The organism is Agromyces sp. NPDC004153 (genome assembly GCF_053603635.1).
Genome location: NZ_JBSGFY010000001.1, coordinates 53,484 through 78,977 on the forward strand (window position 1 = coordinate 53,484; position 25,494 = coordinate 78,977).

The window sequence follows — 25,494 nt, forward strand, 5'->3', positions numbered from 1 at the left end:
CCTCGTGTCGTGCGATAGCTTGCTTGCATGGGCTCCGACCACTACTTCTCCCCTGCCCCTCGGAGCGATTCCACCGTCCGCACCATCCGTGCCCGGCTGGCCGGACGCGAGCTCGAACTCGTGACGTCCGCCGGCGTCTTCAGCCCCGAGCACCTCGACCAGGGGACGCGCGTGCTGCTCGACGCGGTGCCCGAGCCGCCCGGTGCGGGCCACCTGCTCGACCTGGGCGCCGGATGGGGCCCGATCGCGGTGAGCCTCGCGCTGCAGTCGCCGGATGCCACGGTCTGGGCGGTCGACGTCAACGAACGAGCGCTCGACCTCGTGCGGCGGAACTGTCAGCGGCTCTCCATATCGAATGTCAACGCCGTGGTGCCCGACGATGTTCCCGCGCAGGTGCGATTCGCGCAGATCGTCTCGAATCCGCCGATCCGCGTGGGCAAGGCCGAGCTGCACGCGATGCTCGGACGGTGGCTGCCGCGGCTCGAGCCCGACGCCGCGGCCTGGCTCGTGGTCGCGAAGCACCTGGGCGCCGAGTCGCTGCAGCGCTGGATCGGGACCGACCTCGGGTTCGACGTCGACCGGGCGGCGAACTCGAAGGGGTTCCGGGTGCTCGAGGTGCGGCACGCGGCCGACGCGTGAGCGGTCGCCGAGCCTCGGCGAGCCCGCGGGTCAGCCGAGGCTGAGGACGCCGTCGAAGACGAGCTCGGCCGGCCCGGCGAGGGCGACGTGCTCGCCGTCGTGGGCCTGGAACATCCGCACGCCGAGCACCCCGCCGGGCACGTGCACGCGCCAGTCGTTCGGCGCGCCCTCGCCCGCCCAGTGCCGCACGGCGAGGGCGGATGCCACGGCACCCGTGCCGCACGAGAGCGTCTCGCCCGAGCCGCGCTCGTGCACGCGCATGCGCACGCGGCCGATGCCGTCCTCGACGAGCGGCTCTGCCGGCACGACGAACTCGATGTTGGCGCCCGCCTCGGGGACCGGGTCGAGGATCGGCTGGTAGCCGAGGTCGATCGCCTCGAGCTCATCGTCGTCGGCGAGGGCCACGACGACGTGCGGGTTGCCGACGTCGATGCCGAGGCCGGGTCGCGCGACGGGCAGCTCCTTCGCGCGCACGAGCGGCTCGCCGCCGGCGAGGCGCCACGGGCCGAGGTCGGCCTGGAACCCGGTCGCCGTGCGGCTCACGGTGCGGACGCCGGCACGCGTGCCGATCGCGATCGACTCGCCCGGGGGCAGCTCGGCGAGGCCCTGGTCGAGGAGGTAGCTCGTGAAGACCCGGATGCCGTTGCCGCACATCTCGGAGACCGTGCCGTCGGCGTTCCAGTAGTCCATGAACCAGACGGCATCGGGGTCGGCGGCGAGGGCCGCGGCCCCGTCGTCGAGGTTGCTCGATCGAACGGCGCGGATGACGCCGTCGGCGCCGACGCCGAACCGGCGATCGCAGATCGCGGCGATCTGCGTGGGCGTGAGCTCGGTGTCGCCCTCGGGGTCGCTGAAGAGCACGAAGTCGTTGCCGGTGCCCTGCCCCTTGGTGAATCGCAGATCGAAGGACATTCGATCAGTCTAGGGCCGCCCGGCGCGCCGGCTCCTCGCCGCGCCCGTCGCCGCAGCCGCCGCCAGCGCGGCCGCGAACAGCCCCGCCGCGCCCGCGACGCTCGCGAATCCTGCGGCCTGGAGGAGGATGCCCGATGCAGCTCCCCCGCCTGCTGCGGCCAGCCCCATGCCGACCTCCCCCCAGCCCTCTCGCCGGAGTCGGACCCGCTCTGCCGCGTCACGGGCGAGCACCGTGCTCCCGGCGACGAGCGCGAGGTTCCACCCCGCGCCGATCACCACGACCGAGACGGCGACGCCCGGCAGCGAGTGCGGGACCGACGCGGCCATGAGCGAGGCCGCCCCGAGCGCGACGGCGCTCACCGCTGCCACCCGCTCGGCGCCCCACCGGGCGACCAGCCGCCCCGAGAGCGGGGACGGCCCGAACATCGCCGCGATGTGCGCCGAGATCAGGAGGCCGACCGTGCCGAGGTCGGCATGCAGGTACTCGAGATGCACCGGCATCACCGTCATCACGATCACCATCACGATGTTCGCGAGCGACAGGATGCCGACGCCGAGGATCGTGTCTCCTCTCGTCGTTCGCCCGCCGCCGCTCAGGACACCACCGTCGGCCGGTGTCGCTCTCCGGACCGGCGCGGCCTCTCCCGCCGGCGGAATCGTCGAGCGGGGCGTACTCGGGACGCGCGGAGCGCTTGCCACGAGCGCGCCGGCGGCCACGGCGAATCCGAGTGCGCCGAGCGCGAAGCAGCCGGCAAGCGGCGGCAGCCCCATCGCCTGCCCCGCGACGTCGGCCGGAGCGAGCAGGAGCGGCCCGATGACGGCGCCGATGGAGGTTGCGACGAGGAGTCGCGTGAGCGCCCGAACGCGATGCTCGGTCATCGCCCGCTCCGCCGCGGCGTATCGGCTCAGCATCACGGCGGCATTGCCGGCGCCGAACACCAGGCTTCCGAGCAGCATCGGCCCGATCGCGCCGGCGATCGCCGACCACACGACGACGGCGGCCCCGATCGCGGCGAGGGCGGCCCCCGACGCCAGGGCCCGCGACCGTCCGCCCGATCGGGACGCCCGGCTGATGGCGAGCGCGGCGAGGGCGGTGCCGATCACGAGCATGGCCTGCGGCCACCCGGCGAACCACGCCTCGCCGCCGAGACGGACGGCGAGCAGTCCAGCGGCCGACCCCGCGACGGAGTTCGCGAGCGCTCCCACGGCGGCGCCGATCGGAAGGAACGCGATGCGGGCGCTCAGCCGATCGATCGTCGTGTTCGTCGAGGCGGGTTCCGTGGTCATGCGGATCATGCTAGGAATGGCCGCGAACGCTCTGAATGGCCATCGAGCATCCACTCTCCTTGATTCGCTCACATTCGGAACGCGAAGGGAGTGATCCGCATTGCGTGCGTATGAACCCGATGACACCGACTGGGCGATCCTCCACGAGCTGCAGCTCGACGCCCGGATCTCCTTCAACGAACTCGGCCGGCGGATCCATCTCTCCCCGCCCTCCGTCGCCGAACGCGTGCGTCGCCTCGAGGGGCACGGCATCCTCACCGGCTACACGGCGCGAGTCGATCCGGCCGCGGTCGGCCAGGAGGTGACCGCCTACATCAACCTGCGGTGCGATCCCGGACGTTGCCTCCTGAAGACGGCCGATCCAGAGGAGTTCCCAGAGGTCGTCGAGATCCACAAGCTGGCCGGACGCCACTGCACGATGCTGCGCGTTCGTGTCGCGTCGATCGCGCATTTCGAGGGGCTCGTCGAGCGCATCGGAACGCACGGCCCGCTCGAGACGACGATGGTCATGTCGACCCCGTTCACGCGACACGAAGTGCGCCCGGCTCCGCCCCGCCGACCGGTCACGACCGGGGACGCATGGTGGCAGGCGAAGGATGCCTCGGGCGACGCCTGATCGCGCCGGCACCTCCGCCCATCCCGAGACGACGTCGGGACATCCGACTCAGTCCCGGGCCGCCTGGCGGGCCAGCTCGGCGCCTCGCTCGGCCGCGTCGTCGGCGTCGATCGTCGTGGCGTCGGCGTACCGCCGGAACCAGCCGACCTGCCGCCTTGCGTAGGTCCGCGTGAGCTGCTGCGTCTCGGCGATGGCGTCGTCCCGCGGCATCCGCCCGTGCAGTTCGGCGAGGGCCTGCGCGTAGCCGATCGCCTTGCGCGCCGTGACACCGCGCTCGAGTCCCTGCGGCACGAGCCGCCGCACCTCGTCGACGATCCCGTCGCGCCACATGCGCTCGACCCGGGCGTCGAGGCGCTCGACGAGGCGCGCGCGGTCGCTCCGGAGGTGCACGATGCGGTGCGGCCGCCACGGGATCGGCTCGTCGGGCAGGCGCGCCGCTTTCGGCTCGCCCGTGAGCTCGATGACCTCGAGCGCCCGCACGATGCGGCGCCCGTTCTGCGCATCGACGCTCGCGGCGGTGTCGGCGTCGATGACCCGCAGTCGCGCGTGCAGCAGGCCGGGCCCGAGCTCCACGAGCTCGGCCTCGAGCCGCGCGCGGATCGCGGCATCCGTGCCCGGGAACCGGAAGTCGTGGATGACGGACGACACGTAGAGGCCCGACCCGCCGACGAGCAGGGCGACGCCGTCGCGCGCGACGATGTCGTCGATGGTCGCTCTCGCCTCGGGCTGGTAGGCGGCGACGGATGCCTCCTGCGTGACGTCGAGCACGTCGAGCAGGTGGTGCGGCACCCCGCGTCGGTCGCCGGGCGGCAGCTTCGCCGTGCCGATGTCCATGCCGCGGTACAGCTGCATCGCGTCGGCGTTCACGACTTCGGCGACCCGGCCGACGCGTCCGAACGCGTCGGCGAGGTCGAGCGCGAAGTCGGACTTGCCGGTGCCCGTGGCGCCGACGATCGCGATGAGGGTCACGTCAGCGCTGGGCGTCGGTGGGGTCGTAGATCGGCATGGTGCCGACGCCGGGTGCGACGAGCGGCTCGGTGCCGCGGGCGCGGAGCACGGGCAGCCCGAGCGAGACCTTGCCGGCGGCGGATGCCCCGGGAGCTGCCGGCACGCCGCAGCTCTCGGCCTCGGCTCGGTCCCACGCGTCGCCCGCTCGCGTGCGGCGGATGCGCAGCGGTGCGTCGTCGAGCGAGTCGGCGAGCAGGTGGAACGGCGCCGCCTGCGTGATGGTGACCGAGACGACGTCGCCGGGGCGCGGCAGCTCGGAGCCCGCCGGGACCTCGAAGTGCACGAGGCGGCTGTCCTCCGCCCGACCGCTCAGGCGGTGCGTCTCGGCGTCCTTCTTGCCGTCGCCCGTGGAGACGAGCACCTCGACGGGCCGGCCGACGAGCCGCTGGTTCTCCTCCCAGGAGATGCGCTCCTGCAGTGCGATGAGGCGCTCGTAGCGCTCCTGCACGACCTCCTTCGGCACCTGGTCCTCCATGGTCGCCGCTGGCGTGCCGGGGCGGATGGAGTACTGGAAGGTGAACGCGGACGCGAACCGCGCCGCCTCGACGACCCGGAGGGTCTCTTGGAAGTCCTCCTCGGTCTCGCCGGGGAAGCCGACGATGATGTCGGTCGAGATGGCCGCGTTCGGGATCTTCGCACGCACGCGGTCGAGGATGCCGAGGAACTTCTCGGAGCGGTAGGAGCGCCGCATGGCCTTCAGGATGCGGTCGGACCCCGACTGCAGGGGCATGTGCAGCTGGGGCATGACGGAGGGCGTCTCGGCCATCGCGTCGATGACGTCGTCGGTGAAGGCGGCGGGGTGCGGGCTGGTGAACCGGATGCGCTCGAGGCCCTCGATCTGGCCGGCCGCGCGGAGCAGCTTGCCGAACGCCTGCCGGTCGCCGAACTCGACGCCGTAGGAGTTCACGTTCTGGCCGAGGAGGGTGACCTCGACCGCGCCGTCGTCGACGAGCGCCTGGATCTCGGCGAGGATCTCGCCGGGCCGGCGGTCCTTCTCCTTGCCGCGCAGGGCGGGCACGATGCAGAACGTGCAGGTGTTGTTGCAGCCGACCGAGATCGAGACCCAGCCGCTGTAGGTGGAGTCGCGCTTGGTGGGCAGCGTCGAGGGGAACACCTCGAGCGCGTCGAGGATCTCGAGCTGCGCCTCGTCGTTGTGGCGGGCCCGCTCGAGCAGGCTCGGGAGCGAGCCCATGTTGTGAGTGCCGAAGACCACGTCGACCCAGGGCGCCTTCTCGAGGATGACGTTCTTGTCCTTCTGGGCGAGGCATCCGCCGACGGCGATCTGCATGCCGGCATGGCGGCGCTTGACGCCCGCGAGGTGGCCGAGGTTGCCGTACAGCTTGTTGTCGGCGTTCTCGCGCACGGCGCAGGTGTTGATGACGACGACGTCGGGCTCGGCGCCGTCGGCGGGGACGTACCCGGCGGCCTCGAGGGAACCGCTCAGCCGCTCGGAGTCGTGCACGTTCATCTGGCAGCCGAAGGTGCGGACCTCGTAGGTGCGCGGCGCCGTGGCCGGTTCGACGGCCTCGACGGTCGGGGCCTCGTGAAGGGTGCTCATGATCGCACCAGTCTACGAGCCCGCGGCTGACAGCGCCGCCGTCACCACCTCGCGCACCATCTCGCCCGGATACCCCCGCCGCTGCAGGAACGCCGACAGCCGCCGCTCGGCCGTCTGCCGGTCGAGCCCGGACAGCTGGCGTGCCCGTCGCTCGGCGACGGCGAAGGCGTTGCGGCGCTCCACCTCGGGATCGAGCTCCTCGACCGCGGCCCGGGCCGCGGACGCGTCGACGCCGCGCCGCGTGAGCTCCTGCAGGATCGCACCGCTCCCCCGGCCCCGGCGCGTGCCGTTGACGTGCACGAGCTGCTCGGCGAGACGGGCGTCGTCGAGGTAGCCGAGCCGCTCGTAGCGCTCGATCCACTCCTCGATCTCGACGTCGTCGAGCCCGTGCTCGGCGAGCACCGAGCGGACCTCGGCGACCGAAAGCGCCGAACGTCGCAGTCGCGACACGACCAGGCGGTCGATGCGCTCGTCGCGCTCAGGACCCGTCTCGTCGGGATCGTCGTCGACGACCGTGAACCGCGCCCGTCGGCGTGCTGCACGCCGATCGTCGGACCGCGTGCGATCACGACGCTCGGCTCGCCCGCGCTCACCGCGATCGTGCCGTTCGACGGGACCCTCTTCGTCGGGCTCGTCGATTTCCTCGTCAGACTCGTCGTCAGGCTCGTCGGACCATGGCCCGGCCGCGGGCTCGTCGGGCTTCGCCCACCGCTCGGCGGCGACCTCGCCCGGCTTCGCCCACGGCAGGTACGAGACCGGGGCGAGGTGCTCGGATGCGTCGCTCATCTGGTTCCCCTCCCCGGTCTCGGCTGCTCGGACTGTGCGGTGGTCGCTCAGGCGCCCTTGCGCCCGAGCTTGCCCTCGATGGACTCGACGTTGGACGGCGCTGCCTGCGCGCCGCCGACCTGCTGGCCGATGCCGAGCTTCACGAGGATCTTCTTCTCGATGTCGGCCGCGATGTCGGGGTTCTGGAGGAGGAACGTGCGCGCGTTCTCCTTGCCCTGCCCGAGCTGGTCGCCGTCGTAGGTGTACCAGGCGCCCGACTTCTTCACGATGGCCTGGTCGACGCCGTAGTCGATGAGGCTGCCCTCGCGGGAGATGCCGACACCGTAGAGGATGTCGAACTCGGCCTGCTTGAAGGGCGGCGCCATCTTGTTCTTGACGACCTTGACGCGCGTGCGGTTGCCCACGGCCTCGCTGCCGTCTTTCAGCGTCTCGATGCGGCGGATGTCGAGGCGCACCGAGGCGTAGAACTTCAGCGCCTTGCCGCCCGCGGTGGTCTCGGGGCTGCCGAAGAACACGCCGATCTTCTCGCGGAGCTGGTTGATGAAGATCGCAGTGGTCTTCGTCTGGTTCAGACCGCCCGTGAGCTTGCGGAGCGCCTGCGACATGAGGCGCGCCTGGAGGCCGACGTGCGAGTCGCCCATCTCGCCCTCGATCTCGGCGCGGGGCACGAGCGCCGCGACCGAGTCGATGACGACGAGGTCGATCGAGCCCGAGCGGATGAGCATGTCGGCGATCTCGAGCGCCTGCTCACCGGTGTCGGGCTGCGACACGAGCAGCGAGTCGATGTCGACGCCGAGCTTCTTGGCGTAGTCGGGGTCGAGGGCGTGCTCGGCGTCGATGAACGCCGCGATGCCGCCGGCGCGCTGCACGTTGGCGATCGCGTGGAGCGTGAGCGTGGTCTTGCCCGAGGACTCGGGACCGTAGATCTCGATGATGCGGCCGCGGGGAAGCCCGCCGACGCCGAGCGCCACGTCGAGCGCGATCGACCCGGTGGGGATGACCTCGACAGGAGCGCGCTCCTCGCTGCCGAGGCGCATGACCGACCCCTTGCCGAACTGGCGGTCGATCTGCGCGAGTGCCGTCTCGAGTGCTTTCTCGCGGTCTGCAGGTGATGGCATTGCTGGCTCCTTCGATGCTCGATGCTGCTGCCTCTAGGCTGTCGTTCCACGTGCGGGCCGTGACCTGCGACGTCTCGCGACAAGGCGGTTGCGGTGTGTTCCGACGCATCGACCGTATGGCCGCCCACCGACATCCGGAGCCCCGAGGAGACAGATGTGGAGGGACGCGTCGTTCCTCCTGCTGTCGAGGACGAGCCTATCCGAGCATCCGAACGGATGTTCGAAGGCGCGCCCGCGTGTCGAACACGTCTTCGGGCCGTCCGGCGACCCGGCGGCGACACCCGGCAAGCCGAGACGACCGCCTGAAGTCAGCCCTCCGCGGGCTCGCGGAGGCCGACGCCGTGCCGGCGCGAAGGCGGGACATCCGTCGCCTCGCAGAGGGCGAGCCACACCTCGCGGGCGGGCACGCCGGCCGCGAGCGCCTCGCGTGCCGTGCGATCGCCGACGCCCGAGAGCACGAGGTCGTTGACGACGACGTTGCCGTAGCCGGGGCCGAATTCGTCGTCGACGGCGTTCTGGAACTCGCTGAGCTTCATCGGACCCCTCCCCTGCTCGAATGCGTCATCGGGACACGTGGATGCGCGGCCCGGACACGCGATCGGCCGGTCCGAAGACCGGCCGATCGGGTTGGAACGTGCGTGATCAGCGGACCATCATGTCCGCATCGAACTCCGCCACGAGCTCGTCGGGGAGGCTGTCGGGAACCGTGGCCAGACCCTCGAGGACCGCGATGCGGTCGCCGACCTCGTGCATGATGACGGAGATGGGCGTGTCGAGCGCCTCGGCGACCGACGCGAGGATCTCGGACGAGGCCTCCTTCTGGCCACGCTCCACCTCGCTCAGGTAGCCGAGCGCGACGCTCGCCTTCGACGCGACCTGCCGGAGCGTGCGCCCCTTCTGCAGACGGAAGTCCCTCAGCACGTCGCCGATCTCTTGTCGAACCAGAACCATCGGAACCTCCTTCTCTCTGCCCTGCGACTCCGCCGGAGCCGGAATGGGAGCGTCAGTCTACACTGACTCTCCGTACCCTCTAACCTAGCGTCGCACACTGTGGCTTCGGTGTGAACTCGACACTTGTAACAGGGTGTTCACGAACGTTATTCCGCCCTCCCAGCGGTCTCAGGGTCGGCGGTTCGGCGAGTCCTCGATCGCCGCGATGGCCGAGGTCGCCACGAGCTTCGGCGAAGCCTCGAGCCGGGCTCGACGTCGCTTCAGCCAGAGTCCCGTCGTGATGATCACGGCAAGGGTGGCGTACGCCGCGATCGCGAAGGGACTGTGCACGAGGTAGGCGACGTCGCCTTGGCTGATCGCCATGGCCTTGCGCAGCTGCTCCTCCGCCATCGGCCCGAGGATGCCGCCCACGACCATCGGCGCGATCGGGTACCCGTAGCGTCGCATGAGGAATCCGACCACTCCGATCACCAGCAGGATCAGGACGTCGACCACGTTGAAGTGGAGGGCGTAGGCGCCGAGTCCGGCGAAGGCGAGGATGCCGGCGTAGAGGTACGGCCGCGGGATTCGCAGCACCTTCACCCACATCCCGACGAGCGGCAGGTTGAGCACGAGCAGCAGCACGTTGCCGATGTAGAGGCTCGCGATCAGCGCCCACACGAGGCCCGGCTGGTTCTCGAACAGCAACGGGCCCGGCCGGATGCCGTACGACTGGAACGCGGACAGGATGATCGCGGCCGTGGCGGTGGTCGGCAGGCCGAGGGTCAGCAGCGGCACGAGGACGCCCGCGGCGGCCGCGTTGTTCGCGGACTCGGGTCCGGCCACCCCCTCGATCGCGCCGCGTCCGAACTCCGCGCGAGCGGGTCCCTTCGCGAGCCGCCGCTCGGTCGCATAGGAGAGGAAGGTCGCGACATCCGCCCCGCCGGCCGGGATGGTGCCGATCGGGAAGCCGATCGCCGTCCCCCGGAGCCATGGCCGCCAGGACCTGCGCAGGTCGGCGCGCGTGAGCCAGGTGCGCCAGCCGCGCGTGACGGGGATCACGTTCACCGGCCCGTGGCGGAGGCGGGACGCGACGTAGAGGGTCTCGCCGAGGGCGAAGAGGCCGACGGCGATGAGCACCACGTCGATCCCGTCGGCCAGGGCCGGGATGCCGAACGTGTAGCGCTGCTGTCCGGAGAGCACCTCCGTGCCCACCAGCCCGAGCAGGAGCCCGAGCGCCAGCGACACCAGGCCTCGTGGGACGCTCGAGCCGAGCAGCGCGCCCACGGTGAGGAACGCCACGACGATGAGCGCGAAGTAGTCGGCGGGGCCGAGTTGCACGGCGACGCTTGCGATGGTCGGCGCGAGGAACGTGAGCAGTACGGTGGCCACGGTCCCCGCGACGAACGAGCCGATGGCCGCGGTCGCGAGCGCGGCGGCGCCGCGCCCGGCCTTCGCCATCCGATTCCCCTCGAGCGCGGTGACGATGGAGGCGGACTCGCCCGGCGTGTTCAGGAGGATCGAGGTGGTCGAGCCCCCGTACATGCCGCCGTAGTAGATGCCGGCGAAGAGGATCAGCGCGCCCGTCGGGTCGAGCGAGTAGGTCAGGGGCAGCAGCAGCGCCACCGTCATGGCCGGCCCGATGCCGGGCAGCACCCCGACGGCGGTGCCGACGAAGACGCCGAAGAAGGCGTACAGCAGGTACTGCGGCTGGAGTGCGGTCGCGAAGCCCTCGAGCAGGGCGTTGAGGCTATCCATGGAGCATCGGGATCCAGTCGAGGAGCGGGCCGGCGGGGAGCGAGAGCCCGAGCCAGGCGCCGAAGACGAGTTGCGTGACGAGCCCGAGTCCGAGCCCGATGGGAGCGGCCACCCAGCACCGCTTCGCCCCGAGCGCGAGCGCGGCTCCGGTGAAGAGGACCGCGACGGCGATCGGCCAGCCGGCCGGCTCGATGAGGACGAGCTGCGAGAGGAAGCACAGGACGAGCAGCAGGACGGTCCGCCAGTCGGTCTTCGCGGCCGGGTCGACGTCCTCCTCCTCCTCGGGGAGCCCGCGATGTCCGCGGGCGATCGCGACGATCACGGCCACGGATGCCGCGAGCAGGAGGGTGCCGACGAAATAGGGGAAGAACCGGGGGCCGAGCACGCTCGACGACCCCGGCGGCACGCGGATGAAGCCGGCGGCGACGATCGCGTACACCCCGAGCGCCGCACACACCGCGGCGAAGGCGACCTCGCCGACGATCCCGCGCCGGTCGCCGAGGACCGCCGCTCCGCCGTCCGCGGCCGCCGAGGGGCCCCCCGGCGCCGAGGCGCCGGAGGGTCCCGCGTGGCGATCGGTCATCGTGCGACCAGGCCGATCGACTCGAGCGTCGTCGTCACCTGGCCGATGTTCCCGTCCAGGAACGAGGCGAACTCGTCGCCGATGAGGAAGGCGTCCGCCCAGCCGCGCTCCTCGAGCGTGGACTGCCAGCTCTCGGAGTCGTGCAGCCCGGTGACGAGGTCCTGCAGCGCCTGCACCTCGGCATCGGTGAGCCCCGACGGCGCGAGCAGCCCGCGCCAGTTGGTGAGCTCGACGTCGTAGCCCTCCTCGGCAAGGGTCGGGACGTCGGGCAGGACCTCCGACCGCTCCGCCCCCGACACGGCGAGGGCACGCAGCTCGCCGGCCTCGACCTGCTCGGCGAACTCGCCGACACCCGAGATGCCGGCGTTCACGGTGTTGCCGAGCAGCATCGTCACGGCCTCCCCGCCGCCGGCGTTGGGGATGTAGTTCAAGGTGGACGGGATCTCATCCGGGTCCACGCCGGCCTCGGTCAGGAGCATGCCGGCGAGGATGTGGTCGGCTCCTCCGGCCGAGCCGCCCGTGACCGAGATCGCGGCGCCCTCGTCGACGATCGCGTCGACGAGGTCGTCCGTCGTCTCGTACTCCGACGACGCGGGCACCACGATCACGAGCGGTTCCTCGGTGAGCTTCGCGACCGGGGTCAGGTCCTCGATGCGCACGTCGGACGCGTTGGTCTCGACCGCGCCGACCATGACGAGCCCGGTGACCATGAGCGTCGCGGCATCGCGTTCGTTCGCGAGCGCCGCGAGGCCGATGGTGCCGCCGGCGCCCGGAATGTTCTCGACCGGCGCTGAGCCCACGAGGTCCTCGGCGACGAGCGCCTCCGAGGCGGCACGCGCGGTCTGGTCCCAGCCGCCACCCGGATCGGCGGGGGCGATGAGGTTGACGGACTCCAGGGCGACGGGGGCCTCGCCCGCATCGTCGGCGCCGGCGTCCGTCGGTGCGCAGGCGGCAGCGCCGATGGCCAGGACGATGCCGGCCGTCGCGAGGCCCGCCGTTCGGGCGAAGCGACGGGCAGGGCTGGTGGGGGTGGCCGCAGGGTGCGGCCGGAACGGTGATCGCAAAGACTCCTCCTCGAGTGCGCCGGCGTCGTCGCCGGTCCGAACGATCCAGTGGCTCAGACGGTAGGGCGCGGCATCCGACCTCGGAATGCTGCGGTCGTAAGGGTCGTATCGGTCGTATCGGTCGTTTCGGTCGTAATGGTCACGGCGCAGGTCGGCCCCGCCTCTGCCCGATGGGGCACACTGTTGGGGTGAGCCGGTCGATGTCGCTGCGCACGCAGCTGCTGCTGCTGCAGGTCGCCATCGTGCTCACGACCGTGATCGGCACGGGCGTCACCGCCGGATGGCTGCAGGAGCGGCAGCTGCGGGACGCGTACGAGGACCGCATGATCGCGGTCGCGCAGTCGGTCGCCGGCCTCCCCGCGATCACGGACGCCTTCGACGACGCGACGCCGTCCGAGGCGATCCAGCCCATCGCCGAGGTGGTGCGGCGCGCCTCGGACGTCACGTACGTCGTCGTCGCGAACGACGACGGCATCCGCTACTCCCACCCCAACCCGGCCCGGATCGGCGAGCGGGTCTCGACCGATCCGTCCATCCCCCTGTCGGGCGAGATCTACGTCGGCACCCAGACGGGCACCCTCGGCGAGTCCTGGCGCGTCAAGGTTCCGATCTTCGCGGAGGACGGCGCCGTCATGGGCCAGGTCTCGGTGGGCATCCTCGAGTCGGAGCTCCGCGAGGACTTCCTCGGCGGCCTGCCCGGCCTGCTGATCGCGCTCGGCGTCGCCTCGGTCGTCGGCGTCGTCGGCTCGGCATGGATCGCACGACTGATCCGCCGCCGGATCTACGGCCTCGAGCCCGACGAGATCCGGGGTCTCCTCGAGACCCGGGAGGCGATGCTGCACGGCATCCGCGAGGGGCTGGTGGCAGTCGACGACCGCGGGCGCATCGTCCTCGTGAACGACGCTGCAGGGCGCCTGCTCGACATCGACGATGCGGCCGCCACGCTCGGACGGCCCGTCGACGACGTGCTCGACGCGGAGCTCGCCGGGTTCATCACGGCCGGGCACGACGTCGAGACCGCCGTCCTGTCGGGCGAGCGCGTGCTGCTCGTGCACGGTGATCGCATGCTGGTCGAGGGTCGCGACGTCGGCTCGATCGCGATCCTGCGCGACCGCACGGAGCTGGAGACCACGCTCCGCGAGCTCGAGGGCGCGCAGAGCCTCGCCGAGGATCTGAGGGCGGCCTCGCACGAGTTCGCCAACACCCTGCACGTGCTCAGCGGACTGCTCGAGCTCGGCCACGTCGACGCTGCGCGCGCGTTCATCGACCGCGTCGGCTCGGGCGGCGCGATCTCGTCCGTCGACGGCCAGGACGGGATCGACGAGGTGGAGCTCGCCGCGCTCCTGCTCGCCAAGCGGTCCCGGGCGCAGGAACTCGGCATCACGCTCACCGTCGCGTCGTCGTCGCGACTGGCTGCGGCTCCGCCCGATGCCCCGCGCGGCGACCTGCTCACCGTCGTCGGGAACCTGCTCGACAACGCGATCGAGGCGACCTCGCTCGGCGGCACGGTGAGCCTCGAGGTCCGCGACGACCTGGAGCCCGGCAACGTCGTGGTGCGCGTCGACGACGACGGTCCGGGCATCCCGGCCGAGCGCCGCGGCGCGATCTTCGAGGCGGACGTGAGCGACAAGGCCCCTGTTCCCGGCAAGGCCAGGCGGGGCATCGGGCTCACGATCGTGAAGCGCGTCGCCGAGCGACTCGGGGGCCAGGCGACCGCGGGGCGCTCCCCCGCCGGCGGCGCCGCCTTCACCGTGCGGCTGCCGTGGGCCACCGCGCCCGCCGCCCACCGAGCGGAGCGGTCGGAGAGCCGCGTGTGACGGGCATCCGGGTCGTCATCGTCGACGACGATTTCGCCGTCGCGGACGTGCACCGCGGCTTCGTCGACGCCATCGACGGCTTCACCGTCGTCGCCGTCGCCCACACGGGTTTGGAGGCCATCGCCGCGATCGAGGCGCACCGCCCCGACCTCGTGCTGCTCGACGTCTACCTTCCCGACCAGAGCGGGCTGGACGTGCTCCGCAGGCTCCGGGCGGCCGACGATCGCGTGGAGGTCATCGCCGTGACGGCCGCCCGCGACCTCGACTCCGTGCGCACGGCTCGCCTCCTCGGCGTGCGCCATTACCTCGTGAAGCCGTTCACCGGGGCGGTGCTCGCCGAACGCCTCGAGGAGGTGCGGCGCGGGATCACGGCCGACCGCGGCGCCGCGGCGGCGCCCCTCGACCAGCGCGCCGTCGACCGGATGCTCGGCACAGCGGGGCCCGAGCGGCGTGCGCCGCTGCCGAAAGGCCTCTCGCGGCCCAGCCTCGATCGGGTCGCCGCCGCCTTCGCCGGCCTCGTCGGGGACGCCTCAGCCGCCGAGGTCGCCGCTGCCCTCGGGATGTCGCGGGTCAGTGCCCGCCGCTACCTCGAGCACCTCGTCGAGCTCGGCGCAGCCGAGGTGTCGCCGCGGTACGGATCGGCCGGACGGCCGGAGAACCGCTACCGCCGGCCCGGCCGGCGCCCCTGAGCCGGCCCTAGGCGAGGCGCGCGAGCGCGAGGCGCAGGGCCGCCTCGACGGTCGCCGCACGGATGGCCGCCCGGTCGCCCGTCAGCCGCAGGGGCATGGACTCCGACGGCCCGAGGCCCGACACCGCGACGAAGGCCGTCCCCGGCTCGTGACCGTCCTGCTGGTCGGGTCCGGCCACGCCCGTCGTCGCCAGTCCGAGATCCGCCGGACGGCCGTCCACCGCGCACGCGTGACGGACGCCGTCCGCCATCGCCCGCGCGACGTCGGGATCGACGGCCCCGCGCTCGTCGAGCAGCCGCTCGTCCACCCCGAGGAGGGCCGACTTGAGCGGCGTCGCGTAGGCGACGACGCCCCCGTTCAGCGCCACGGACGCACCGGGCACCGCGACGATCGCCGCCGTGAGGAGGCCACCCGTCAACGACTCGGCGACGGCGAGCGTGAGCCCCCGACGCGTGAGCTCCGCCACGAGCGCGACCGCGTCGGCTGCCGGTTCGGGCGGAGGCGGCATCCGCTCATCGACCATCGGTGTCGCTTCGATGCTCCCGATTCAGGCGCACCGCGTCGCGCACGTAGAGCAGGCCCGACCAGACCGTGAGCACGAGCGCGATCGCCATGAGCACCGCGTTGACCCACGCCATCCACTCGCCGAGGAGCGCCGGCAGCGGCGCGAGGGCGAACGAGATCGCGATGGCCTGGGCGAGCGTCTTGAGCTTGCCGCCCGACGAGGCGGGGACCACGTTGCCGCGGCCGAGCTCGACGAAGCGCCAGATCGTGATGCCGACCTCGCGCACCACGATGAGGGCGGTGACCCACCACGGCACTTCGCCCAGGATCGAGAGGCACACGAGCGCGCCGCTCGTGAGGAGCTTGTCGGCGATCGGGTCGAGGATCTTGCCGAGGTCGGTGACGAGGCCCCGGCTGCGGGCGAGGTAGCCGTCGACCCAGTCCGTGGAGATCGCGATCACGAAGATCAGCGTGGCGACCCAGCGCAGGGTGCCGCCCTCGCCGGCGTCGGCCAGCAGCAGCCAGAAGAACACGGGTGCGAGCAGGATCCGCACCACGGTGATCGCGTTGGGAAGGTTCCAGTTGGCCGAGCGCGCCGGGCTGCCGGCGGAGGAGGTCATAGGGCCAAGGATAACGGGCGGCGGTCAGTCGCGGCCGGTCAGTCCCCAGGCGTCCTCGTCGGAGTCGCCGTCGACCTCCTCGAGGCCCTCGGGGATGCGGCCCACGGGGTCGTCGTAGCGGTCGTCGGCGGCCTGCTGGGCGGCCGCGTGCGCCGCCGCCGACGCGCTCATGCCGGAGGCGGGCGGAGCGGATGCCCCGCCGCTCACGCCGCCCGCGGGCTCCTCGCCGCGCAGCCGCGCGAGCACGCCGGGCAGCTGCTCGGCGGTCACGAGCACGTCGCGGGCCTTCGACCCCTCGGACGGACCGACGATCTCGCGCGACTCGAGCAGGTCCATGAGGCGCCCGGCCTTGGCGAAGCCCACGCGGAGCTTGCGCTGCAGCATCGACGTCGAGCCGAACTGGGTCGACACCACGAGCTCGGCGGCGGCGAGCAAGAGCTCGAGGTCGTCGCCGATGTCCGCGTCGATCTCCTTCTTCTCGACGGCGGCCGCGACATCCTGCCGGTACTCGGGACGCGCCTGCCGCGTGACGTGCGTGACGACCTTCTCGATCTCGGCCTCGCTCACCCACGCGCCCTGCACGCGGATCGGCTTCGACGCGCCCATCGGCAGGAAGAGCCCGTCGCCCTGGCCGATGAGCTTGTCGGCGCCGGGCTGGTCGAGGATGACGCGGGAGTCCGTGACGCTCGTCACGGCGAACGCGAGGCGCGACGGCACGTTGGCCTTGATGAGGCCCGTGACCACGTCGACCGACGGGCGCTGCGTCGCGAGCACGAGGTGGATGCCCGACGCGCGGGCGAGCTGCGTGATGCGCACGATCGAGTCCTCGACGTCGCGCGGGGCGACCATCATCAGGTCGGCGAGCTCGTCGACCACGACGAGCAGGTACGGGTACGGCTTGAGCTTGCGCTCCGAGCCGGCGGGCAGCACGATCTCGTCGTTGACGACGGCCTTGTTGAAGTCGTCGATGTGGCGGAACCCGAACGACGCGAGGTCGTCGTACCGCATGTCCATCTCCTTCACGACCCACTGCAGCGCCTCGGCCGCCTTCTTGGGGTTCGTGATGATGGGCGTGATGAGGTGCGGCACGCCGCCGTACGGCGCGAGCTCGACGCGCTTCGGGTCGATGAGCACCATGCGCACGTCGGCGGGCTTCGCCCGCATGAGCAGCGACGTGATCATCGAGTTCACGAAGCTCGACTTGCCCGACCCGGTGGAGCCGGCGACGAGGAGGTGCGGCATCTTCGCGAGGTTCGCGACGACGTAGCCGCCGCCGACGTCCTTGCCGACGCCGATGGTCATCGGGTGCTTGGCGTTCACCGACGCCCCCGAGCGCAGCACGTCGCCGAGCGTGACGATCTCGCGGTCGGCGTTCGGGATCTCGACGCCGATCGCGCTCTTGCCCGGGATCGGTGAGAGGATGCGCACCTCGTTCGACGCGACCGCGTACGAGAGGTTCTTCGACAGGGCCGTGACCCGCTCGACCTTCACCCCGGGCCCGAGCTCGATCTCGTACTGCGTCACGGTCGGGCCGCGGGAGAAGCCCGTGACCTTCGCGTCGACCTGGAACTGCTCGAGCACGCCCGTGATCTGGCGCACGACGTCGTCGTTCGCCGCCGAGCGCGACTTCGCGGGCGCACCGGCCGCGAGGGTCGAGGAGGCCGGCAGGTGGTAGGGGCGCTCGGGCACGGATGCCGCGGACTCGCCGAGCGCGGCATCCGCGGCACCCGGCGCCCCCGGCTCGCCGTCGGCGGGCTCGTCGAACACCGACAGCACGTTGGTCGCGCCGGCGTCGTCGCCGCGGAGGCCCGTGCCACCGCGCGGCACGTCGCCGGTGAACGACTGGAGCGCCGACTCGGCCCGCTCGAGGTCGCCCATGACCTCGGTGCTGTAGGCGCCCGCGCCGCCGACGCCCTCGAGCGGCGACTCGAAGCTGCCCGCCGCGGATCCGGGGCCGAACACCTCGGTGATGCCGTCGACGCCGCCGGCCGCGAACGCGGGATCCTCCTCGCGGTTCGACGCGTTGCGGCGCCACCACGGCACGAGCCCGCCACGCTCGCCGTCGGGGTCGTCGATCCCGTCGAGCTCGGTCTGGACCGACTTGCCCGTGCGGCGCGACGCTTTGGCGTCGGCGGCCTCCTCGTCGGGCTCGGGTGCGCCGAAGAGCCAGACGTACAGCTCGCGGAAGCGAGCCGGGATCCGGTTCGGCGGGGTCTTCGTGATGATGAGGAGCGACAGCAGCAGGAGCAGGACGATGACGACCGCCGCGCCGACCTCGGTGATGAGGAGGATCAGCGGCTGCGCGAGCATCCAGCCCAGGATGCCGCCGGCGCGCGCGAGCACCGCCATGCCCTGGCTCGGTTCGGGCTGGCCGCCGAACAGGTGGCAGAGCCCCGAGACTGTGAGCAGCAGCAGCGAGAGCCCGATGCCGATGCGGGTGTTGTCGTGCACCGAACTCGGGTGCCGGAACAGCCAGACGGCGAACAGCAGCATGATGACGGGCAGCGCGAACGCGACGCGTCCGAACAGCCCGCCGAACGTCCACGCGTCGAACGTCTGCGCGATCGGGTCGTTGATGAAGAACCACTCGACGACGGCGCCCGCGATGGCGAGTAGCACGATGAAGAAGGGAAGCCCGTCGCGACGCTCCTCCTTCGCCAGCGTCTCGGGTCCGAGGGCGCGCGCGGCGCCGCCCGTGAGGTGCGCGAGGCCCATCCACGCGCGCACGAGGAAATTGGGGCCGTCGGAGGGCGCCTTCGCCGGCTTCGCCTTCGCAGCGCTCGCGCGACCCGTGCCGGTCGAGCCGCGCGCGGTGGTCGCCGGCAGCTTCTTCGTGGGCGCCGTCTTGGAGCCCCCGCCGCGCCCGGACGCGCCCGAGGCACGCCCGTTCGACCTGGTGCTCGTAGCCATGCCCCAACGTTACGGCCGACGGACGATGCGGGCCGACAGGACGCGGCGCATGTCCGCGATCAGCGAAGTCACGCCGATCGGCACGGATCGGGTCGGAGCTGCGGCGGTGAGTCGCCTCAGCGCAGGCGGCGCACCATCGTGTCGCGCCCGTCGCCGCTGCCGACGACGGCGAACCCCTCCGAGCGGTAGAGCGCCTCCGCGAAGTTGCCGTGCTCCACGCTCAGCGTGAGGCGGGCGAATCCGGCCGCGCGCGCGGCATCCGCCAGCGATTGCAGCAGCGCGCGACCGACGCCCTGCGCCCGCCAGAGCGGACGCACCCCGATGATGAGCTCGGGCACGCCGCTGCCGATGAAGCCGTGCGCCGGGGCATCCGCGGCGAAGAGCCGGTACCACGCGGCGCCGACCGGCTTGCCGTCGAGGTCGAGCGCGACGACGCCCTGGTCGGAGGGGCGCTGCCAGCCCGCGATGTAGCCGCGGTAGGCGGGGTCGGCGAGCACGACCGGACGGGGCCGGGTGACCCCCGCCCGCCAGTTCGCCGCCTCGACCACCATGTCCGCGAGGAACGCGCCGTCGCCGGGGATGGCCGGGCGGATGGTGAAGTCCGCCATGCGCGGATGCTACGCGTTGCGTGTTTCCGCGGTGTTTCTCCCCCGACCGGTCGGTGGCGGTGCGCTCGGATGCCGCTACGCCTCGATGACGAGCGGCACGAGCATCGGACGCCGACGGAGCCGACGGTTCACCCACGTGCCGACCGTGCGCCGCACCGTCTGCTGCAGCGCGTGCTGGTCGCGGACGCCGTTCTGCGCCGCCTCGAGCAGCGCGGCCGAGATCTTCGGCTTGACCTCCTCGAACACGGCATCGTCCTCGGCGAACCCGCGGGCATGGATCTCGGGGCCGACGATGATGCGACCCGTCGAGGCGTCCACGACGATGATGACCGAGATGAAGCCCTCCTCGCCGAGGATGCGCCGGTCCTTCAGGTCGGCGTCGGTGATCTCGCCGACGGTGGAGCCATCGACGTACACGAAGCCCAGGTCGAGTTGCCCGGTCACCCGCACGACGCCGTCGCGGAGGTCGTACACCGTGCCGTTCTCGCCGATGAACGTGTTCGCCTCGGGAATGCCCGTGTCCTGCGCGAGCTTCGCGTTCGCGAACAGGTGCCGGTACTCGCCGTGGATCGGGAGGACGTTGCGCGGCTTCAGGATGTTGTAGCAGTACAGCAGCTCCCCCGCCGCCGCGTGGCCCGAGACGTGCACCTTCGCGTTGCCCTTGTGCACGACGTTGGCGCCGAGCTTCGTGAGCCCGTCGATCACGCGGTACACCGCGTTCTCGTTGCCCGGGATGAGGCTCGACGCGAGGATGACCGTGTCGCCCTCGCCGATCTCGATCTGGTGGTCGCGATTCGCCATGCGGCTCAGGACCGCCATCGGCTCGCCCTGCGATCCCGTCGACATGTAGACGATCTCGTCGTCGGGGATGTCGCCGGCCTTCTTGTAGTCGACGAGCACGCCCTCGGGCACCTTGAGGTAGCCGAGCTCGGCCGCGATCGTCATGTTGCGCACCATGCTGCGCCCGAGGAGCGCCACGCGGCGGCCGTTGAATGCCGCGGCATCGAGCACCTGCTGCACGCGGTGCACGTGGCTCGAGAAGCTCGCGACGATGACGCGCCGCGGCGAGCGCGCGATGACCTCGTCGAGCACGGGGCCGATCGAGCGCTCGAGCGGGGTGAAGCCCGGGACATCCGCGTTGGTGGAATCGACCATGAAGAGGTCGACGCCCTCCTCGCCGAGGCGCGCGAACTCGCGCAGGTCGGTGAGCCGGCCGTCGAGCGGCAGCTGGTCCATCTTGAAGTCGCCGGTCGCGAGCACCGTGCCCGCGCGGGTCTTGATGGCCACGGCGAGGGCGTCGGGGATGGAGTGGTTCACCGCGACGAACTCGAGGTCGAACGGACCGATCCGTTCGCGCTGCCCCTCGCTCACGGTGAGCGTGTAGGGCTGGATGCGGTGCTCTTTGAGCTTCGCCTCGACGAGGGCGAGCGTGAGCGTCGAGCCGATGAGCGGGATGTCGCGGCGCAGTCGCAGCAGGTACGGCACCGAGCCGATGTGGTCCTCGTGGCCGTGCGTGAGCACGACGCCCACGATGTCGTCGAGCCGCTCCCTCAGGAACCCGAAGTCGGGCAGGATCAGGTCGACGCCGGGCTGGTGCTCCTCGGGGAACAGCACGCCGCAGTCGACGATGAGGATCTTGCCGTCGATCTCGTAGCTCGTCATGTTGCGGCCGACCTCGCCGAGGCCGCCGATGGGGATGATGCGCAGGGTCCCCGGATCGAGCGGCTCCGGTTCGATGACGACGTCGGGCATGGGCCCTCCTTACGTTGCGGTGTTCAGTTCGTGCGGGCCAGTCGCGGCGCCGCGGATGCCTCGTGGCGCGCGTCAGCGCGTCGTGCCCGCGACCTTCGGCAGCGCGCCGCCGGCGGCGGCGTTGCGGTCGGGGCGGAAGTTGTGGAAGTCGGCGCCGGGGATGCCCTGGACGAGGTCGATCTCGTCCTCGATGAGGGCGGCCTCCCACTCCTCGGGGCCGACGAGCGGCAGTCGCACGCGCGGGCTGCCGATGCGGCCGAGCCCGTGCAGGATGTACTTCGCGGCGACCGTGCCGGGCACGTGCGTCATGACCGCGCGCACGAGCGGTTCGAGCCGCTGGTGCTCGGCCGTCGCCGCCTTCAGGTCGCCCGCGTTCACGGCGTCGACGATGGTGCGGTACGGCGCGGGCGCGATGTTCGCGGTGACGCCGATGAGGCCCGTCGCCCCGATCGCGAGGTGCGGCAGCACGTTCGCGTCGTCGCCCGAGAAGTACATGAGGTCGGTCTGGTTGAGCACGCGGCTCACCTCGCTGAAGTCGCCCTTGGCGTCCTTGATCGCGAGGATGTTCGGGTGTTTGGCGAGCCGCAGGATCGTCTCGTACTTGATGGGCACGCCCGTGCGCCCGGGGATGTCGTAGAGGATGACCGGGAGGTCCGTGGCATCCGCCACCAGCCGGAAGTGCGTGAGGATGCCCGCCTGCGTCGGCTTGTTGTAGTACGGCGTGACGATCATGATGCCGTCGGCGCCGGCCTGCTCGGAGTGCTTGTAGAGCTCGATCGCGTGGGCGGTCTCGTTCGAGCCGCCGCCCGTGATGATCTTCGCCCGCCCGCCCGCGACGTCTTTCCCGACCTCGACGAGGCGGATCTTCTCGGGGTCGGTGAGCGTCGAGGTCTCCCCCGTCGTGCCCGTGACCACGATGCCGTCGGCGCCCGCGGTGATGACGTCGTCGATGTGCTTCTCGACCCCGGGCCAATCGACCTCGCCGTCCGCCGTCATCGGCGTGACGAGCGCGACGAGCACCTGTCCGAAGGGGTTGTCCTGAGCCACGTGCTCAAGGCTATCGGGTCGCCCGCCCGCACCGCTCCCACTGACGCTGGGCGGCGCAGAGGTCGACGACGGCCCGATTCCCCATCGACGGACTTCGAGGCTGATGCAGCCGCACGTGATCCCAATCACCCTCGAGCTTCCGCGCCATCGCGTTCGCAGGCAGCTCGACGTGCAGGACGCCCGCATCGTCGACCGCCTCGCCATGGAAGCGGAGGGCGCTCGCACACGCCAACCGCCCGCCCAGGCTGCATGCTCGCAGCACGTCGGCGTCGGTCTCGGGCAACGCGTACCACGCCTGACGCACTCGGATCAGTCGACCGTGCGCGACCAGGATGCGAATGGTTTCGTCATCGAGTCCGATCCTCCGCAGATCGGATCTGCGTGCGATTCCGCCGAGTCCCGCTGTCTCACGCTCGAATCTCACCGCCCGAGTCTCGCCGTTCACCCTCCCTGCCCGTCGCGCCGAACTCGCTTCCGTGGAGTTCGACGCGGATGCGCCACTGTGCAGGACGACTCCGCACTCAAGGCCGAGAGCCCCTTCCCTCCGAGAATGAGCGGGAGCTGCTCCGAACCACGCCGCGAGTTTACCTCGCCCAGCCATTCCGACCCAGAGAAGATGAGCTCTCGCTCCCGGAGACCCCCGAAGACAAGGACGCACCCCAGCGACTCCTCAAAACAAGGACGGGCATCAATGCCCCAGCGAGTACGGGCATCAACGCCGAAGGCCAAGTGCGGGCATCGAAGTCGCTGGATGGGAGAGCACCATCCTCGGCGCGGCGCGGCGCGGCGCGATGCGATGTCCTTCTTTTCAGGAGTCGCGGGGGCCAGAGAGGTCGTGGGTCCGCCGGGCGCGGAGGTAGCGCAGGAAGCGGTACTCGAGGCCCGAGCGAGAGGGCAGCCAGCCCGTGGGCGGCTCGACGCGGGCGAGGTGCCATGACGCGGGGTCGACCCGGGGTGCCGGGGTGTCGCCCGCTTCGGGTGCGACCGCGTCGCCGCCGCCTGACGCGCGCAGCTCGGTGACCTCGAGGCGGTCGGCCGTCGGCATGAGCTGCCCGAAGAGGTCGGCGCCGCCGATGACCCAGATCCATGGCGGATCGCCGGCCGCGGCGAGCGTCAGCGCGTCGTCGACGGATGCCGCGCGCACGGCGCCGTCGGCGGCCCACGCGTCGTTGCGCGTCACCACGATGTTGGCGCGTCGGGGCAGGGGACGGAACCGCGGCGGCAGGGACTCCCACGTGCGGCGGCCCATGACGACGGGCGCGCCGAGCGTGACCTCCTTGAAATGCGCCAGGTCTTCGGGCACGTGCCAGGGCATGCCGCCGTCGCGGCCGATGACGCCCGCGGACTCCGCCCAGATCAGGCCGATGCGCGGCCGGGCCGCCCCAGCCGCGGGCTCCGGCGCCGCGGCATCCGCAGCGCTCGTCATACGGCGACGGCCGCGCGGATCGCCGGATGGTGCTGGTAGTCCTCGACGACGAAGTCGTCGTACTCGTAGTCGAAGATCGAGTCGGGCGTGCGCGCGAACCGCAGCGTGGGCGCCGGATAGGGGTCGCGCGAGAGCTGCTCGGTCACTTGCTCGACGTGGTTGTCGTAGATGTGGCAGTCGCCGCCCGTCCAGACGAAGTCGCCGACCTCGAGGCCGGTCTGCTGCGCCACCATGTGCGTGAGCAGTGCGTAGGACGCGATGTTGAACGGCACGCCCAGGAACAGGTCGGCGCTGCGCTGGTAGAGCTGGCACGACAGCCGTCCGTCGGCCACGTAGAACTGGAACAGCGCGTGGCACGGCGCGAGCGCCATGTCGGGGATGTCGGCGGGATTCCACGCCGAGACGATGAGCCGGCGCGAGTCGGGGTTCACCCGGATCTGCTCGATGACCTGCGAGATCTGGTCGATGGTGTCGCCACCCGGGGTCGGCCAGGAGCGCCACTGCACGCCGTAGACGGGGCCCAGCTCGCCAGCGGCATCCGCCCACTCGTCCCAGATGCTGACGCCGTGCTCCTGCAGCCACCGCACGTTGGAGTCGCCGCGCAGGAACCAGAGCAACTCGTACGCGATCGACTTGAAGTGCACCCGCTTGGTGGTGACGAGCGGGAACCCCTGCGCGAGGTCGAACCGCAGCTGGCGGCCGAACACGCTGCGCGTGCCGGTGCCCGTGCGGTCCGTCTTGTGCGTGCCGTGCTCGAGCACGTCGCGCAGGAGGTCTTCGTAGGGCGTCAGGATCGTCGCGGCCATCGCGTCGATGGTAACCCCGCCGTGCGTCATCCGCCGTCATACCGGGCCGGGCGGATGCCGCGTCGGCGTAGCATCCCCGCATGGACTGGCCGGCCGCGCTCATCGCCGCCGTCGCGCTGCCCGCCGCGGCCGCGGCGATCGGCCTCGCGTGGAGGTGGCGCACCGGACGCGTCCGCACCGTCCGCGACGCGAGCCGAGCCGGCGATGACGCAGCGACGTTGACCACCGCGACCGCGAGCCGCGACCTCGGCGTCGCGACCGAGGCCTTCGGCGACTCGGCGACGCTCGTGCAGTTCTCGACCGCCTACTGCAGCCGCTGCCCCGCCACGGCCCGCGAGCTCGCGTCGATCGCGGACGACTACGCCGGCGTGCGCCACGTGGAGGTCGACCTCACGCACCGGCCCGACGTGGCCGACCGGTTCCACGTGCTGCAGACGCCCACCACGCTCATCCTCGACGCGCGCGGCGCGACGACGGCCCGCATCGCCGGGGTGCCGCGCTCGCACGAGGTGCGCGACCGCCTCGACGAACTCACCGGGAGGTCCCGTGTCCCATCCTGAACCCGCCGGCATCGATCCGCGCGGCCCGCGCTTCACCGCCGGCATCACGGCCGTGCTGCTCCTCGTCGTCGCCGTGCTCGGCTTCGGCGGCGCCGGCCTCGCCGCGTGGCTGCTGCTCACGGGCCTCGCCGCGCTGTTCGCCTGGGGCGCGTTCGCGGGCGTCCGGCGGCATCCGTTCGGCCTGCTCTTCAAGCGCTTCGTGCGACCACGCCTCGCGCCGCCCGACGAGCTCGAGGACCCGCGGCCGCCGACGTTCGCCCAGGGCGTCGGGTTCGCGGTGACCGTCGCGGGCGTGCTGCTCGGCGCGTTCGGGCTGCAGCTCGCGGTGCCGATCGCTGCGTCGCTGGCGTTCGTCGCGGCCTTCCTCAACGCCGTGTTCGGCTACTGCCTCGGCTGCCAGCTGTACCTCCTGCTGGTGCGGGCTCGAGTCATCCCCAGGACCTGACGACGCCGGTGCCCCCCGGGCTAGGCTGGGATCCCGGCTCGAGGAGGAGGA

Annotated in this window: 26 protein-coding genes; 6 read left to right on the forward strand and 20 right to left on the reverse strand. The window is 71.7% G+C overall.

Features of this window, described 5'->3' with window-relative positions:
- The first annotated feature begins 27 nt into the window (after nt 1-27).
- Nucleotides 28-639, forward strand: coding sequence for a class I SAM-dependent methyltransferase (locus ACWEOH_RS00225; protein ID WP_452027201.1), 612 nt, complete (start codon nt 28-30; stop codon nt 637-639).
- 30 nt (nt 640-669) lie between these two features.
- Here the strand turns inward: ACWEOH_RS00225 and dapF are convergent, their stop codons facing one another.
- Both dapF and ACWEOH_RS00235 read right to left on the reverse strand, forming a co-directional pair.
- Nucleotides 670-1,551 (reverse strand): diaminopimelate epimerase, encoded by an 882-nt coding sequence (gene dapF, locus ACWEOH_RS00230; protein WP_452027203.1) that lies wholly within the window; start codon nt 1,549-1,551, stop codon nt 670-672.
- 9 nt (nt 1,552-1,560) lie between these two features.
- The gene (locus tag ACWEOH_RS00235) at nt 1,561-2,838 is read right to left on the reverse strand and encodes an MFS transporter (protein WP_452027204.1); all 1,278 of its coding nucleotides are present in this window, start codon (nt 2,836-2,838) and stop codon (nt 1,561-1,563) included.
- A gap of 100 nt (nt 2,839-2,938) precedes the next feature.
- Here ACWEOH_RS00235 and ACWEOH_RS00240 point away from each other — a divergent pair, with 100 nt between their 5' ends.
- Entirely contained in the window at nt 2,939-3,454 is a 516-nt protein-coding gene (locus ACWEOH_RS00240) for an Lrp/AsnC family transcriptional regulator (protein ID WP_452027205.1), read from the forward strand.
- A 48-nt stretch (nt 3,455-3,502) separates the two neighbouring features.
- Here the strand turns inward: ACWEOH_RS00240 and miaA are convergent, their stop codons facing one another.
- The 9 genes from miaA to ACWEOH_RS00285 all read right to left on the reverse strand — a co-directional run bounded on the left by miaA (nt 3,503) and on the right by ACWEOH_RS00285 (nt 12,259).
- The gene (gene miaA / locus ACWEOH_RS00245) at nt 3,503-4,423 is read right to left on the reverse strand and encodes a tRNA (adenosine(37)-N6)-dimethylallyltransferase MiaA (RefSeq protein ID WP_452027207.1); all 921 of its coding nucleotides are present in this window, start codon (nt 4,421-4,423) and stop codon (nt 3,503-3,505) included.
- 1 nt (nt 4,424) lies between these two features.
- Entirely contained in the window at nt 4,425-6,020 is a 1,596-nt protein-coding gene (miaB, locus tag ACWEOH_RS00250; RefSeq protein ID WP_452027209.1) for a tRNA (N6-isopentenyl adenosine(37)-C2)-methylthiotransferase MiaB, read from the reverse strand.
- Nucleotides 6,021-6,032: 12 nt separating this feature from the next.
- A complete protein-coding gene (locus ACWEOH_RS00255) occupies nt 6,033-6,806 on the reverse strand; it encodes a regulatory protein RecX (protein ID WP_452027210.1) in 774 nt (257 codons plus the stop codon).
- 47 nt (nt 6,807-6,853) lie between these two features.
- Nucleotides 6,854-7,924 (reverse strand): recombinase RecA, encoded by a 1,071-nt coding sequence (recA, locus tag ACWEOH_RS00260; protein WP_452027212.1) that lies wholly within the window; start codon nt 7,922-7,924, stop codon nt 6,854-6,856.
- A gap of 308 nt (nt 7,925-8,232) precedes the next feature.
- The gene (locus tag ACWEOH_RS00265; protein ID WP_452027214.1) at nt 8,233-8,460 is read right to left on the reverse strand and encodes a DUF3046 domain-containing protein; all 228 of its coding nucleotides are present in this window, start codon (nt 8,458-8,460) and stop codon (nt 8,233-8,235) included.
- A 106-nt stretch (nt 8,461-8,566) separates the two neighbouring features.
- A complete protein-coding gene (locus ACWEOH_RS00270; RefSeq protein ID WP_148731666.1) occupies nt 8,567-8,875 on the reverse strand; it encodes a helix-turn-helix domain-containing protein in 309 nt (102 codons plus the stop codon).
- A gap of 168 nt (nt 8,876-9,043) precedes the next feature.
- Nucleotides 9,044-10,612 carry a tripartite tricarboxylate transporter permease gene (locus ACWEOH_RS00275; protein WP_452027216.1) on the reverse strand — a complete coding sequence of 523 codons (1,569 nt, stop codon included), beginning with the start codon at nt 10,610-10,612 and terminating at the stop codon, nt 9,044-9,046.
- Nucleotides 10,605-11,195 carry a tripartite tricarboxylate transporter TctB family protein gene (locus ACWEOH_RS00280; protein WP_452027218.1) on the reverse strand — a complete coding sequence of 197 codons (591 nt, stop codon included), beginning with the start codon at nt 11,193-11,195 and terminating at the stop codon, nt 10,605-10,607. The genes ACWEOH_RS00275 and ACWEOH_RS00280 overlap by 8 nt, the downstream gene beginning before the upstream one ends.
- Nucleotides 11,192-12,259, reverse strand: a complete 1,068-nt coding sequence (locus ACWEOH_RS00285) for a Bug family tripartite tricarboxylate transporter substrate binding protein (RefSeq protein ID WP_452027220.1) — start codon at nt 12,257-12,259, stop codon at nt 11,192-11,194. The genes ACWEOH_RS00280 and ACWEOH_RS00285 overlap by 4 nt, the downstream gene beginning before the upstream one ends.
- A 188-nt stretch (nt 12,260-12,447) precedes the next feature.
- On the opposite strand from ACWEOH_RS00285, the gene ACWEOH_RS00290 reads away from it, so the two are divergent.
- Together ACWEOH_RS00290 and ACWEOH_RS00295 are read left to right on the forward strand one after the other, a co-directional pair.
- A complete protein-coding gene (locus tag ACWEOH_RS00290; protein WP_452027222.1) occupies nt 12,448-14,076 on the forward strand; it encodes an ATP-binding protein in 1,629 nt (542 codons plus the stop codon).
- Nucleotides 14,073-14,765 carry a response regulator gene (locus ACWEOH_RS00295; RefSeq protein ID WP_452027224.1) on the forward strand — a complete coding sequence of 231 codons (693 nt, stop codon included), beginning with the start codon at nt 14,073-14,075 and terminating at the stop codon, nt 14,763-14,765. Before ACWEOH_RS00290 ends, ACWEOH_RS00295 begins: the two co-directional genes overlap by 4 nt.
- Nucleotides 14,766-14,772: 7 nt before the next feature.
- On the opposite strand, the gene ACWEOH_RS00300 is transcribed toward ACWEOH_RS00295, so the two are convergent.
- From ACWEOH_RS00300 to ACWEOH_RS00340, 9 genes are all read right to left on the reverse strand, one after another.
- Nucleotides 14,773-15,288, reverse strand: a complete 516-nt coding sequence (locus tag ACWEOH_RS00300; protein ID WP_452027226.1) for a CinA family protein — start codon at nt 15,286-15,288, stop codon at nt 14,773-14,775.
- Nucleotides 15,278-15,889, reverse strand: coding sequence for a CDP-diacylglycerol--glycerol-3-phosphate 3-phosphatidyltransferase (gene pgsA / locus ACWEOH_RS00305; protein WP_452027228.1), 612 nt, complete (start codon nt 15,887-15,889; stop codon nt 15,278-15,280). Before pgsA ends, ACWEOH_RS00300 begins: the two co-directional genes overlap by 11 nt.
- Nucleotides 15,890-15,913: 24 nt before the next feature.
- A complete protein-coding gene (locus ACWEOH_RS00310) occupies nt 15,914-18,799 on the reverse strand; it encodes a DNA translocase FtsK 4TM domain-containing protein (protein ID WP_452027230.1) in 2,886 nt (961 codons plus the stop codon).
- Between the two features lie 116 nt (nt 18,800-18,915).
- Entirely contained in the window at nt 18,916-19,407 is a 492-nt protein-coding gene (locus ACWEOH_RS00315; RefSeq protein ID WP_148731675.1) for a GNAT family N-acetyltransferase, read from the reverse strand.
- Between the two features lie 75 nt (nt 19,408-19,482).
- Nucleotides 19,483-21,159 (reverse strand): ribonuclease J, encoded by a 1,677-nt coding sequence (locus tag ACWEOH_RS00320; RefSeq protein ID WP_148731677.1) that lies wholly within the window; start codon nt 21,157-21,159, stop codon nt 19,483-19,485.
- A 72-nt stretch (nt 21,160-21,231) separates the two neighbouring features.
- Nucleotides 21,232-22,206, reverse strand: coding sequence for a 4-hydroxy-tetrahydrodipicolinate synthase (dapA, locus tag ACWEOH_RS00325; RefSeq protein WP_452027232.1), 975 nt, complete (start codon nt 22,204-22,206; stop codon nt 21,232-21,234).
- A 10-nt stretch (nt 22,207-22,216) separates the two neighbouring features.
- A complete protein-coding gene (locus ACWEOH_RS00330; RefSeq protein ID WP_452027234.1) occupies nt 22,217-22,630 on the reverse strand; it encodes a hypothetical protein in 414 nt (137 codons plus the stop codon).
- A gap of 384 nt (nt 22,631-23,014) precedes the next feature.
- Complete coding sequence (locus tag ACWEOH_RS00335; RefSeq protein WP_452027236.1) at nt 23,015-23,632, reverse strand: dihydrofolate reductase; 618 nt, start codon at nt 23,630-23,632, stop codon at nt 23,015-23,017.
- Nucleotides 23,629-24,438 carry a thymidylate synthase gene (locus tag ACWEOH_RS00340; RefSeq protein ID WP_452027238.1) on the reverse strand — a complete coding sequence of 270 codons (810 nt, stop codon included), beginning with the start codon at nt 24,436-24,438 and terminating at the stop codon, nt 23,629-23,631. The genes ACWEOH_RS00335 and ACWEOH_RS00340 overlap by 4 nt, the downstream gene beginning before the upstream one ends.
- 80 nt (nt 24,439-24,518) lie before the next feature.
- Between ACWEOH_RS00340 and ACWEOH_RS00345 the strand changes: the two genes are divergently transcribed.
- Nucleotides 24,519-24,998, forward strand: coding sequence for a TlpA family protein disulfide reductase (locus ACWEOH_RS00345; RefSeq protein ID WP_452027240.1), 480 nt, complete (start codon nt 24,519-24,521; stop codon nt 24,996-24,998).
- Entirely contained in the window at nt 24,985-25,443 is a 459-nt protein-coding gene (locus tag ACWEOH_RS00350; protein WP_452027242.1) for a DUF4395 domain-containing protein, read from the forward strand. The genes ACWEOH_RS00345 and ACWEOH_RS00350 overlap by 14 nt, the downstream gene beginning before the upstream one ends.
- Nucleotides 25,444-25,494: the final 51 nt, after the last annotated feature.